The organism is Thermogutta terrifontis (genome assembly GCF_002277955.1).
GTDB lineage: Bacteria > Planctomycetota > Planctomycetia > Pirellulales > Thermoguttaceae > Thermogutta > Thermogutta terrifontis.
The window spans coordinates 3,365,319-3,377,911 of the sequence record NZ_CP018477.1 but is presented as its reverse complement, the minus strand read 5'-3'; the positions used below and the strand labels follow the sequence as shown (position 1 = coordinate 3,377,911).

The 12,593-nt window shown below is 58.1% G+C and carries 8 protein-coding genes and 1 tRNA gene; 3 read left to right on the top strand and 6 right to left on the bottom strand.

Annotated elements, in window-relative coordinates; genetic code table 11:
* Positions 1 to 30 precede the first annotated feature (30 nt).
* The gene (locus THTE_RS12515) at positions 31 to 1,404 is read left to right on the top strand and encodes an FAD-dependent oxidoreductase (RefSeq protein ID WP_095415749.1); all 1,374 of its coding nucleotides are present in this window, start codon (positions 31 to 33) and stop codon (positions 1,402 to 1,404) included.
* Entirely contained in the window at positions 1,379 to 2,416 is a 1,038-nt protein-coding gene (locus tag THTE_RS18700; protein ID WP_095415748.1) for a 4Fe-4S binding protein, read from the top strand. Before THTE_RS12515 ends, THTE_RS18700 begins: the two co-directional genes overlap by 26 nt.
* Before the next feature lie 275 nt (positions 2,417 to 2,691).
* On the opposite strand, the gene THTE_RS12505 is transcribed toward THTE_RS18700, so the two are convergent.
* The 4 genes from THTE_RS12505 to THTE_RS12490 form a co-directional block, all read right to left on the bottom strand.
* A tRNA-Leu gene (locus THTE_RS12505) sits at positions 2,692 to 2,776 on the bottom strand.
* Between the two features lie 169 nt (positions 2,777 to 2,945).
* Positions 2,946 to 4,526 (bottom strand): 2-isopropylmalate synthase, encoded by a 1,581-nt coding sequence (locus THTE_RS12500; protein ID WP_095415747.1) that lies wholly within the window; start codon positions 4,524 to 4,526, stop codon positions 2,946 to 2,948.
* A gap of 974 nt (positions 4,527 to 5,500) precedes the next feature.
* Positions 5,501 to 6,772 carry a serine--tRNA ligase gene (gene serS / locus THTE_RS12495; protein ID WP_095415746.1) on the bottom strand — a complete coding sequence of 424 codons (1,272 nt, stop codon included), beginning with the start codon at positions 6,770 to 6,772 and terminating at the stop codon, positions 5,501 to 5,503.
* A 116-nt stretch (positions 6,773 to 6,888) separates the two neighbouring features.
* On the bottom strand, positions 6,889 to 8,277 hold the full coding sequence (locus THTE_RS12490) for a dipeptidase (protein WP_237260136.1): 1,389 nt from the start codon (positions 8,275 to 8,277) through the stop codon (positions 6,889 to 6,891).
* Between the two features lie 144 nt (positions 8,278 to 8,421).
* On the opposite strand from THTE_RS12490, the gene THTE_RS12485 reads away from it, so the two are divergent.
* Positions 8,422 to 8,781 (top strand): ATP-dependent Clp protease adaptor ClpS, encoded by a 360-nt coding sequence (locus THTE_RS12485; protein ID WP_095415745.1) that lies wholly within the window; start codon positions 8,422 to 8,424, stop codon positions 8,779 to 8,781.
* 33 nt (positions 8,782 to 8,814) lie between these two features.
* Here the strand turns inward: THTE_RS12485 and THTE_RS12480 are convergent, their stop codons facing one another.
* The gene (locus THTE_RS12480; RefSeq protein WP_168175854.1) at positions 8,815 to 11,358 is read right to left on the bottom strand and encodes a transglutaminase TgpA family protein; all 2,544 of its coding nucleotides are present in this window, start codon (positions 11,356 to 11,358) and stop codon (positions 8,815 to 8,817) included.
* Positions 11,300 to 12,553, bottom strand: coding sequence for a DUF58 domain-containing protein (locus tag THTE_RS12475; protein ID WP_095415743.1), 1,254 nt, complete (start codon positions 12,551 to 12,553; stop codon positions 11,300 to 11,302). Before THTE_RS12475 ends, THTE_RS12480 begins: the two co-directional genes overlap by 59 nt.
* Positions 12,554 to 12,593 lie beyond the last annotated feature (40 nt).

Below are 12,593 nucleotides of genomic sequence, written 5' to 3'. Positions count from 1 at the left end.
TTTGCACTCAGATGACAGGAGTATTCCTTCATGAATCCGATGAACAGAAGAAACTGGCTGAAGGCGATCGGCGCACTTAGCGCGATGGGCAGCATGGGCGTTTTGCCCTCAGCTTCGGGGGAGAACCAGCAGGTTGCACCGATCGGCGAGTCATCAGGATTTACGAGCAGTGTGTTGGACCCCCACAAAGTGCAAGACACTCAATTCACGGCCAGGCTTGTGAACGGGCGTGTTATTCAACCTCAGCGCGAATTGCCGTTGCTTTCGCAATGCGAAGTCCTTGTCGTTGGGGGTGGTCCCGCCGGGGTATCTGCCGCCATTGCCGCGCGGCGTGCCGGGGCACGTGTTACGCTTGTCGAACGCTATGGTCACTTTGGGGGATTATGGACCGGTGGGTTGGTGCTCCTTGTGCTCGGACACATTGTGAAGGGCGGGAAACAGGTTTGCATGGGAATCGGCGAAGAGATGATGCAGCGGCTGGAGAAGCTGCCCGGCGGTATTATCAATCGTGGTCCCGGAAAGAACCCCACTGTGGACGCCGAGGCCCTGAAGTACGTGATGGTAGAGATGATCGAGGAGGCTGGGGTGGAAGTCTTCCTACACGCCTGGGGCGTGGACGCTATTCTCGAGGGAAACACCGTGCGGGGTGCTGTGTTTGAGAGTAAGTCCGGACGACAGGCCATCCTCGCCGATGTTGTCATCGACGCCACAGGCGACGGGGACATTTTTGCCGCAGCCGGAGCCGAGTTTGAACACCGCACACACAATGTGGGGTTGGTTTCGCGGATCGGTAATCTGGATCGGATCGACCCATCTCGCGCACCGGCGGGCAATCGTCCCAAGCGGCTTGGTAGCCCGACTCCTGCCCCTGGGGTCAACTGGGTCAATCTAATTGGACCAGAAGTGGATGGACTTGACGTGCGAACCCTGACCCGCATGGAAATGTCGCACCGGAAATTCATTTGGCGGAATGTCCAGCAAGCGCGGCAGGTTCCCGGCTACGAATCGCTTTATCTGGTCGAGACAGCACCTCAATTGGGTGTTCGGATCACTCGGGTCTTGAATGGTGTAGCCACCGTTCGATACGCCGATTTGAAGGCCGGACGGCGTTTTGACGATGTGGTTGCTGTCGGTGGCTCGACCGACGGCCAGCATGGGGAATGGCAGGTTCCTTACGGCGCACTCGTACCCAAGAAGGTCGAAAACGTGCTCGCAGCCGGACGTTGCATCAGTGCCGAAATGCAAATGGCTGATTTGGTACGTTTGATCCCCAACTGTTGCGCCACTGGCCATGCCGCCGGAGTCGCCGCTGCCGTGGCCGTGAAGGATCGCTGCTCGCCCCGTCAGGTCGAAGTCCCCAAAGTTCAGAAGATTCTTCGTGAGCAGGGGGCCTACCTTGGCTGAGGTGCATCGCCAGGATAACGATGGTCAGATAGGAGTTTCCAAGAACCATGAGCGAAAGCCATCGTGTCGATGGTTCGCCAGCCGTACGTCGCCGACGCACCCCGTAAGTGAGATTAAGGCTCTTCGCTGGATCGTGCGATTTGCCATTCTCGCAGGGACGATTGTTATTGTTCTGGCTGGCCAAGCACTGCGTAGTGGACTCGCCACTTTGCCTGCAGGGTTGAGTTTTACTATTGCCGTGTGCAAGTTAATCGTTACCGGGGGCTTGTCGGTGACCGGATGGCTCGCCCTGTTTGTGGGAGTCGTCGTGGCTTTCAAACTGCGTTGGTTCTGCCGTTGGATGTGTCCCCTGGGGACATGCAACGAGCTATCGACGTGGCTGGGAAAGAAGGTGGGCTTGCGGCGTCCATCCGTACCACATTTGGGGCACTATTTGGTATTTGCAACCCTCGCTGGTGCTTTCGCGGGATTCCCCGTCTTGCTTTGGCTCGACCCACTCGCCCTATTCAGCAGCATAGGGCAACCGTTTTCTTCCAGTCCGGTGCTTCTTGCGATTGGAATGAGTGGCGTGCTGACCGCCGTGGGACTGAGTTTTCTGTTCCCTGGGGTGTGGTGTTCCCGGATCTGTCCCTTGGGTGGTTTTCAGGAGGTGGTATTCGTCCTTCGGCGGAGTGCACTCGGCCTTCTTGCCCGGGTGTTCGCACCACGACGCCCACGACCCACAACGACCGAGGGTCAGCGAGTCGACGGTTCCTTCGCCCAAGACCGAAGGGCAAGGCAAGCCGTATCGGGTCATCCCGATCTTTCCCCTGTTGCGACCTTATCTGGACGAGGCTTTCGATGCGGCCGAGGTAGGTTCAGAGTACGTATTTCCCTACGAGTACCGCCGACGGGCTTATGGTCCGGCAGGTTAGCGAAATGCATCTCTGCGAACCACACTGGCGAAGATAATTCGACGGGCGGGCGTAGAACCTTGGCCGAAGTTGTGGCACAACCTGCGCGCCAGTTGTGAATCCGATCTTGCAGCTCACTTTCCTCTTGCGGTTGTAACTAAATGGCTGAGTAGTACCCCTTCGATTGACCTGCGGCGTTACGTTGAACCGACCGAGGCGGCTTTTCAAGAAGCAACAAAGTGGATTCCACCGCAGCTACAGGCGGCGCAAAATCCGGCGCAGCAAGGGGCGGAAATGGGTGGAAATATCCCGAAGCCGCCTTTTACCGATCTGCCGCAACACGTTTTCCTGGCATCAGTTACGACTGGCTGCAATCTGGTGCAAATACCCCAAATAGCCGAGGCGGGATTCGAACCCGCACGGGGATGACTCCCCACAGGATTTTAAGTCCTGTGCGTCTACCATTCCGCCACTCGGCCCCGGCCTCAATCGGCCGTCGACGCGCTACGAACTATGCGAAAATCTCGAAATCGACATCCATGTGCGGAAACCGTTCGGATTTCGACAGGCTCTAAACTGTCCGCCGGGACAACAGCCTGCCCATTCCCGGCGGTCTGGGGTTTTTATTCATCATGCCGTTCCATCCTGTCAGCCTGCAGGCTCCGCTGCCGTCGCCTTGGGATGATGGTTTTTCGCCAGGATCCGGTTGATCGCATTCAGAAACGCCTTGGCGCTGGCCTCCAGGCTATCCGTGGAAACTCCGCGACCTCGGTAGATGTCGCCATTATACTCCACCTGCACCTGGACCTCACCCAGGGCGTCCTTTCCGACGGTCACGCTGTGGACATGAAAATCCCGACAGGCCACAGAAATCCCCGTGAGTTTTTCGATGGCCAGAAAGACGGCATCCACGGGACCGTCGCCTGCACTGAGAGTGACCGTGCGGACTTCGTTGTCGGCCCGGCGCAACGTCATAGTTACCTCGGGAACCTGCTGTGTGCCCACTGTGAGCGAGTACGATTCAAGGGTCCAGGTATCCGGCACAACGCGCGTCTGCTGCTCGATGAGGGCCGCCAGATCGCCGTCATAGACTTCCTTCTTTTTGTCGGCCAGAATTTTAAACTCCTGGAAGACGCGGTCGAGTTGCTCCGGCGTTAATTCATAACCCAGCGCTTTAGCCCGGGCTGCCAGGGCCGCGCGACCGCTGTGCTTGCCCAATACCAGGTCGCTTCGGGAGAAGCCGACATCTTCCGGCCGCATGATCTCGTACGTCCGTGGCTCTTTGAGAATGCCGTCCTGATGAATTCCGGCCTCGTGCGCAAACGCGTTTTGCCCGACGATGGCCTTATTTCGCTGGACCACCATTCCCGTAATCCCGGCCACCAGGCGACTGGTGGGGACCAGCCGCTGGCTGACCACTCCGGTGTCCGCATGGAACACGTCCTGTCGCACACGGAGGGCCATCACAATTTCTTCCAGAGCGCAGTTGCCTGCCCGTTCTCCGATCCCGTTAATCGTGCACTCCACCTGCCCGGCACCGGCTTGAATGGCGGCCAGGCTGTTGGCGACGGCCATGCCGAGGTCATCATGGCAGTGAACACTGATGACGGCTTTATCGATATTGGGCACCCGTTCGCGGAGCGTCTTTATCAATCGGTACATCTGCGAGGGCACAGCGTACCCAACCGTATCCGGAATATTGACGGTGGTGGCTCCCGCATCGATCGCGGCTTCCACAACCTGACAGAGGAAATCTATTTCCGTGCGAGCGGCATCCTCGGGCGAGAACTCGACGTTGGAACAGTATTTGGCTGCCCGGCGGACACCGGCGACGGCCAGCTCAATGATCTGTTCCTTGGTCATGCGCAACTTGTGCTCGCGATGGATGGCGCTGGTGGCCAGGAAGACGTGAATTCTGGGAGATTCAGCCCAGCGAAGGGCTTCCCATGCCCGATCGATGTCTGCTTCGCGACATCGGGCCAAACCACAGATTACCGGTCCGCGAATTTCCTGGGCAATGGCTTTGACGGCCTCAAAATCGCCGGGTGAGGCAATGGGGAAACCTGCTTCAATGACATCCACGCCCAGTTGGGCCAGTGCATGGGCGACCTCCAGTTTTTCCTGGAGGTTCATGCTGCATCCCGGCGATTGCTCGCCATCCCGCAGTGTGGTGTCGAATATGATGATCCGTCGAGTTGTGCTCGGTTTTGGGACTTCGTCGTCGTACATCGTCGTGTCACCCTTTCTCTCGTGTTCTGTCGTGTTTTCCAATTCGGCCAAGGCGAACCAACACGGTTGTAAACTTGCGAGCCTGACAGGGACCTTACTTGAGCCAGCAGATTCTTGACCTGCAAATCTTCTTTGAAAACTGCGATTTCACCAGGAGAAGGTTTTTCAAGGCCTTTCGGAACGAGCAGCAGCCCGTCCGACCAAGCTGACCTCGTTTAAGCCGGAAGCCGACCTGTCGGTCGGCGGGCGCAACACCAACCATGCCCTCGTGGGATGAAGCCAGTGTCGGTACGAAGTGGTGTGTCCCCTCATGCGACACCCGAGCGCCGTTATCTCGCGTCTCTCCAGCCCGGCCTCCGGACAGCGACGAACGTCCCACGGATCTGTCCGGTCGCCAAATGCCGAGCGTTCCGAGAGTGGCACTTATCAATCATCAATCGCGAATACAGCAAGTGTCTTGCGATGCAATTCCCCTTTTGGTCATTGTCCATAAAAAGCAAGGAACCCAGGACCTGCCGGCCCTGGGTTCTTGGATTTTCGCTTTCTGTTGCGCGAACCGAAAGGCCGGCCTCACGTGGGAGGCAGTAACAACAGGCCAAGGCTAAGGTTCGCGCAAATATTTTTCATTTTCGTCAGTCCTTCGATCTGCTTGCTAGATTAAATCTATTCCCGTTGTTGGACGTCGTCAAGGCCAGCCGAGCCTGACACATCCCCAGGTTGAAGAGATGTGGCTCGGCCCAGCCGGACGTCGCAGAACCGCGTGGCGTTCACCCGCTTCAACAGCTCTAACCGCAGTCAGGTAGGGGCAATCCACGAATTGCTCCAAATACATTGCGCCCATGGTGTCCCCTAGGTTTTTGCAAAAGTCGGGATGGATAGGTCCCCAAGCGAACCTGAAGCCCCCGACTTTGCAGGCTGACCCGATTCTCACCGCCAACAGTCGTACCGGCGTAGCGGTACCGAAAAGCGCTCATTCACCGGGGGCCGATTTTCTCTAAACCGACGTAGGGGCGAAGTACGTCGGGGATGAGAACCGAACCGTCGGCCTGCTGGTAGTTCTCCAAAATGGCAATCAGCGCCCGGCTGATCGCGATGGCCGTACCGTTCAAAGTATGGACGAATTTGGTCCCGCGTTCGCCTTTAATACGGTAGCGAATATCCAGACGCCGGGCCTGATAGTCCGTGCAATTCGACGTGCTGGTGACCTCGCCGAATTCTCCTCGGCCGGGCATCCAGGCCTCCAGATCGTATTTTCGATAGGCGGGGCCGCCCAAATCACCGGAGGCTGTGTCGATGACCCGATACGGAATTCCAAGGTCATCAAAAATCCGGCACTCGATACTGCGGAAGTATTCGAGCATGGGATCACTCTGCTCCGGCAAGGTGAAGGCGAACATTTCTACCTTGGTAAACTGGTGGACGCGATAAATACCGCGGGTGGCCCGTCCATGCGCACCCGCTTCGGTACGAAAACAGTGACTGATCCCGGCCATCTTGAGAGGAAGCTGATCCGCCTCGAAGATGTGGCCTGCATAATAACCGCCGAGAGTGATTTCGGCTGTCGCAACCAGACTGAGATCGCTGTTTTCGATGCTGTAAATCTGCGTTTCGGGCCCCCTCGGAAGGAAGCCGATGCCTTCGAGGATCTCGTTGCGTGCGAGATCCGGGGTGGTCGTGATGACGAAGCCCTCCTGACGAAGAATATCCACCGCGAATCGCTGGAGCGCCAGTTCGAGCAGGACCGCTTCATTCTTGAGGAAATAAAACCCGTGTCCGGCCACCCGCGCCCCGGCCTCGAAATCGATGAGGTCCAGTTTTTCCGCGATTTCCACATGATCCTTGACAGGAAAGTCGAATGTTCGCACCGGCCATTTGCCCCGTCCCACCTCCCGTGACGCGGAAGCATCGCCGATCGGTGCGTCGGGGTGAGTCATATTGGGAATTTGCTTGAGGAGTGCCGTCGCTTCTTCCTCGAGGGAACGGAGCTCCCTCTCCACCGCCGCGGCCTGTTCGCGCACCTGCCGCCCTTCTTCGCGTCGGGCCTGGCGATCCTCTTCACTGGCACAACGAGCGATGGACTTCGCAATTTGGTTGGCCTTATGGTTCAATTCGTCGAGTTGCGCCTGCAATTCCCGGCGACGTGTCTCCAGCGCAACAAAACGGTCCACATCCACCCGCACGCCACGGATTTCGCAATTCCGCTTGACGGCTTCGACATTTTCCAGCACAAATCGTCGGTCGAGCATTGACTGCTTAACCTCCCATGAGAAAGAATATTTCCCGCTGAATTCCAAGCCAGTTCTGTCACCAACGGTTACTCACCCCCGGTTTGGGACAGCGGCTTTGGGGTGCAATACTTTCACTATTTCCGAGTGTTCGCGATTTCGCGGATTTCTTCCCAAAGATAGGCGCTGGCAAGCGTTCCGCGATGGAAATCGGCCAGGAGGAATTTCTCGTCGGGGCCGTGCGCGTTGTCGTCGTACTGCCCCCAGCCCAAAAGCAAAACGTCCGCCCGGAGCCGCTCCTGGAACTTGCTGACGATAGGGATCGAGCCTCCTTCCCGGGTAAACACAGGTGGATTGGGAAACACCGCTCGAAGGGCTTTCTCGGCCGCTTTGATGAATGGGCTGTCCAGCGGCGTTACCACCGCTGGTGATCCGTGGAGATCGATGAGCTGGAAGCGGACCCCTGGGGGACAGAGTTCCTTCAAGCGTCTTTCAAGGAGTTCCCGTACTCGACCTGGCTGCTGCCTGGGAACTAAGCGAAAACTGATCTTGGCGCCCGCTTCGGCGGGGATGACCGTCTTGGCCCCTTCACCCTGGTAGCCACCCCAGATTCCGCAAACGTCGTAAGTAGGCCGAATCCACCGCCGCTCCAGGACGCTGTAGCCAACCTCGCCCACTGCCGAATCAACTCCCAGACTCTGCCAGAACGCCTTTTCGTCAAAAGGCAACTGGCGTAATCGCTCCCGCTCTTCAGGGGTGGGTGGTTCGACGTCGTCGTAAAAGCCGGGAATATTCACCCGTCCTTGGTCATCCACCAACCCGGCGAGCATTTGGGCCAGCGCGTTAGCGGGATTGGTGACGGTGCCCCCGAAGGCCCCGGAATGCAGATCGTGAGAAGGCCCGAAGACTCGAAGCTCAAAATAGGCTATCCCTCGCAAACCGTAGGTGATGGCGGGCTGATCCGGCCCAAACTGGCTGCCATCGCTGATCACCACGCAATCGCACGCCAGACGATCGCCCGCCTGTTCGAGAAACCGCTGCAGCACGTGGCTGCCGGTTTCCTCCTCACCTTCGACAATGAACTTAAAGTTAACGGGCCAACTTCCGGTAACCTGTTTCCACGCCTGCACCGACAGCATGTGTGTCAGAAGCTGCCCTTTGTCGTCACTGGCACCCCGCGCGTAGATCGCTCCGTTACGGATGGTGGGTTCGAACGGCGAGCTGGTCCAAAGATGAATGTTTTCGGCTGGTTGCACGTCATAATGGCCGTAAATGAGGACGATGGGAAGCCCGTCTTGATGGGGGGTTTCCGCCAAAATGAGGGGGTGCCCATGGTTTTCAATTGTCTCCGTTTTCAAACCCGCATCGCGGAGGAAGCTGCCCACCCATTCCGCGGCACGACGGACATCGCTGGCATATTTGCTGTCCGCGCTGACACTGGGGATTCGTAAAAACTGGCAGAGGCGATCAACGGCGGCCTGCTGTTCTGATTGCAGATAGGCAATAACTCGATCAATGTCGCGCACGGCGATCTCTCCTTGACTTTGTGGGCGGAAGAATCCTCACTATAATTTCCTAGGACGGGTAAGACTACGGGGAGCGTCATCCCCAATCGAACTTGAAGTGGTTCGGGATTGGTTGCTTGCGGAATCCTACGGAAACCTGCAGCCATGAGCAACCAAGAAAAGTCGGGAGAATCCGTGACGACACTGGTCCAGGTTCTTCCGAAGAAGAAGCGCCGCAAGAAACCGCGCATTCAGCATGTTCCGCGGTATCACGTCGTCCTCTGGAATGATGACGACCACACGTACGATTACGTCATTCGCATGCTCATGCAGCTTTTCGGCTACTCCTTCACCAAGGCCTACCTGATGGCCGAGGAAGTGGACAAGACCGGCCGGTGCATTGTTCTCACCACCACCAAGGAGCATGCGGAGCTCAAACGTGACCAGATTCACGCCTTTGGGCGCGACCCACTCGTCAAAGAGTGTCGGGGTTCGATGACAGCCACCATCGAACCGGCAGAGTAAACGCCTTTCATGAGCGGGTGGGATTCCACGATGTTAACGTGTTTCCGGATTGTCGATCTTGTGAACGTGATTGTTTCGACGGTTGATCGTTCGACGGCCGCGTAGCGCGGATCGCACAGTTTGCAAGGCGGCGGCCATGTCCTCGACCTCGAGTGCGGTGGGTGTGTGATTGCCGAAGCGGAATCGGTAATAGAGATCGACAATCCGCCGGGCCGATGCAGTCCAACCGTCGCACTCACAACTTCCGCTGGCGAGCTGAAGTTGCGCAACGCGTTCCACAAAGGCTCGGGGCGTTTCACCGGGTAATCGTGGCGAATGTGTTCGCTCAAGCAGCCGTTGGAGTTCCCCGTGTACCTGAACGACCACATGATCGGCTAGCGGAGGCCAGCTGCGGCGAAGCGGTAGTTTCTTCATGATCCAGATCCGGCGCAGCGGATCCCGCCACAGCCAAAAAATTCCGATCGCGACCAATCCGACAACCACCAAGCTGCCGCCAATCGTGCGCCACTGGGAAAACTCCCCTAGAGATCTGCGTATCGCTGCACCAACAGAGCTGAGGGTCTGGCGCCACCGCTCTGGGCGGACAAGAGTTTCCACTCCCTCCTGAACCCGCCGGCGGACCGGCTGGTACACCTCTGCCTGCTGAGTGACCTTGTCCAGTTGCATCACGTATTTCAGCCAAATGTAGTCAAGAAACGTGTAGGTAGTCCAGAGGCGTTGCCAGAAAGTTTGGTTTGCGCCTGCACGACTGGACGACGGCGGCGTGGGATCGAGGCGAAGCCAAGCCCCGTACTGCCACAGTTCCGAAGGTCTGCTTCCCATCAATTCAGGAGAGAGCTTGTCGGGGCTGAGATAGGCTTCCACCCAGGCATGGGCATCCCGCTGTCGGGCCTGATAGAAACCGCCCAACGTGTTGAATTCTTCCGTTTTGTACCCAATGACGATCCGCGTGGGGATCCCCCGGCAACGAAGAAGGAGGGCCAGGGCTGTGGCAAAATACTCACAGTGCCCCTTCCGGGACTTGGTGAGAAAATCCACCACTGGATCGAGGTCGGGGTCACGTGAGACTGCCTCGGTGGAGTACTGAAACTCACCGGAAAACGCCAGAATTTGCTCAAAATGCTTGGCGAGATGAAAATGATCATCTTCGGGCCAGGGCGCCTCTTTGGCCCATTGAGCCGCGAGTTCCTCCAGGCGATTCCAACCCCGTCTGTGATACAAGTCGCGATGGAACACGAAACGACCACCCCACCAGTCCGGCTGAAAGATGACCCAAGGAAGTTGCAGAAAAGGGGCTTGCCGCACCGGTTCCGTAGCCGGGACAAGATCGGCCAGGCGTCCAAATTCCAGGGCTGATGTGGTCATTTCATAGGTGGTTCGCCGGTTATCTTCTGTAACCCGCAAAACGCGCGTCCGATCGACGTCGTAGAGCAAGGGGGAATCGTCCCATTTGCCTACCGGCCAGATGGCGAAAACCTCTGGACCTTGTGTCCTCTCCAGCACAATTCTCTGCAAAAAAAGCGATTGCCCCGGTCCGCGAAACAGCGGTTGAAGAGGACGAATCTCATTCTGGATGAAAAAGGGATTCAGGGACCAGTGCTTCTCGTAGTAGACCTGGAGGGATCCGCCTCGCAAATAGAGCGGACCCACGTAACCCAGAGGTTCTCCGTCGAGAGTTGCCACCTCCACCCGCATGACAGGGGTGGGGTCATCCAGGAGGTCGCCGACTTCTTCCAAAGTGATCGCAGCGTCGAATCCCACCGTGCGCACAGGGGCGGGGGCGATTCCAGGCCAGGGACGGGTGCTGAGACGGGGGACCACAAGAAACACGACCCCGCTAAACAAGGCGGAGCTCACCACCACGCGGGCAAGTCTGCCGAGCAATGCCCCGTTAATCCCCAGCGGCGCACGCGGATCGGGCGGATCGCTCGTCACACTGATGAACAGCGGAGATGATCGGCTCTCCTGTGTGGCCCGACAATCCACTTGCCAGTTTGTTTCCTGTGCGTCCCATTCGCCAAAGTATGTCACCAGCAGGAGTGCGGTAAGGGCCAGTATCAGGTAAACGACGAGCAGCAGTCCGAAAATGACTCCATGAAAGAACGCACAGGCGGAGACGACCTGAAAAATGCTCAGCATGAGCAAGTAACGGTAAATCCGCGCGTCTTTCTGCTGGAACTGCAAAACGCACTGAATATACACCAGAAGATTGGCGACGATGAGCACGTGGAGGGGGCCCGAATAGCGAAGAACGTCGAACCCCGTGACCACGAGGGCCGCAATCAAAAGGATATTGGTCACCCATCTGGGGAGCGAAAAGATCCTGGTCAGATCCACCAGCAGCAGACTAATAAGCGAGGAGACCAGGGCCAGCCCCATCAGCCAGCGCGATTGCTGGCCCATCGCCAGCAGGAACGTCCCCAATGCGGCCAGGGCCGCCATGTTGACCTGCAGCAAGCGCATGAGCCGGCGGCTGGCGGTCCGGTGGCGGGCCTGCGCATTTGTCAGGCTCAGTCCGTCATGACCCGGCGACGGTTTGGTATTCGAAAATGTTTTCAAGGTTCCCGGAAGTAACATCAATGACTTCCACCCGAAAATCTCGGGCAACGGCACCGGCTTGCCCAGGACGTTTTCCCGAGGTTTCGCCCCTCGCGGCATGGTCCCCGGAATTCGCGGATAACTCCGGTCGAAAGCGCAGGGGACTTGTGGTGACCAGCAGAAAATCGGCGTGTTGGGGGCTTCTCCGGCGGGCCTCCGCAAACAGAGTGACCAGGTGATCCCCCTCTGATGGTTCAACCCTCGTCAAAAGGTCCATGGCCCGCTGCAAAAAACCGGGAGAGGCCGGTCCCCCCAACCAGGTGATGTCTTCCGCGCTGACGCCGAGGAGGAGGGAACGGCCGCCTTTCCGGCAGAGATCGTGGATCACCGTGGCGACGAAACTGATCGCCTTTTCCACATCCTGTTCGTTTTTGACCGCATCACGGTTCATGTGCTGACCGGCACGACAACACAGATTGAGCAGGACGGTCAGATGTTGCTGACGGGGCCGATCGAACTGCCGCACCAGGAGTTCCCCGTGCCTGGCCGAGCTCCGCCAGTGGACCAGGCGGGGACTATCGCCGATTTGCCAGCTTCGCAGTCCGTAAAAATCGCCGGATACCCGATCTGCACACCGTTCGGAGCGGCTGCCGCCGTCGTACGTGAAATGGTGACGCCGATTCCAATTCTCGGTGAGCCTTCCCAGCCGGGGGCACACAATGATCTGGTCGCGGAGGTCCACCTGGCGACGCGCTTCGAACAATCCCAGGGGGAATCGAGTGGCCAGAACAATTGGTCCGAGCGTGTAGCATCCACGCCGCGCGATCCTCCCGCGATAGGCCAGCGCTCGGGCACCCGTGCCGTCCACATAGGGGAAAAACACGCGAACGGACTCGCCACCTGAGTCTGACGAGCAGCCATCACGCTGAATACGATCCGAGACAGACACCATCCACGCTTTGCCCCGGCGCGAAGAGACTTCCAATTCGAGGTCCACGACCATCAGGTCCCCCGCGCACACCCGGCTGGGGACACGTCTTCGGATGGAGAGGCGGCGAATATTCCGCCGCGCCATTTGCCAACTCAAAAATAAAGGGGCGGCGATCAGCCCCGACAAAAGAAGCAACAGATTGACCTGCCGCACCATGGCGGCCAGAAAGATACCCACCACCAGGAAAGCGTAATAACGCCCCACCGGCGTGAGACGGACTGTCACTTTGGATTGCGCGCTCATCACGCATCAATTATAGCCGGCCCGAGAGCTGGGAGGTTTC

What these genes read in the sequence shown, in the direction of transcription:
- THTE_RS12515 (WP_095415749.1), top strand. Translation starts at nt 31, where the DNA reads ATGAATCCGATGAACAGAAGAAACTGGCTGAAGGCGATCGGCGCACTT.
- THTE_RS12500 (WP_095415747.1), bottom strand. Translation starts at nt 4,526, where the DNA reads ATGTACGACGACGAAGTCCCAAAACCGAGCACAACTCGACGGATCATC.
- serS (WP_095415746.1), bottom strand. Translation starts at nt 6,772, where the DNA reads ATGCTCGACCGACGATTTGTGCTGGAAAATGTCGAAGCCGTCAAGCGG.
- THTE_RS12485 (WP_095415745.1), top strand. Translation starts at nt 8,422, where the DNA reads ATGAGCAACCAAGAAAAGTCGGGAGAATCCGTGACGACACTGGTCCAG.
- THTE_RS12480 (WP_168175854.1), bottom strand. Translation starts at nt 11,358, where the DNA reads ATGTTACTTCCGGGAACCTTGAAAACATTTTCGAATACCAAACCGTCG.
- THTE_RS12475 (WP_095415743.1), bottom strand. Translation starts at nt 12,553, where the DNA reads ATGAGCGCGCAATCCAAAGTGACAGTCCGTCTCACGCCGGTGGGGCGT.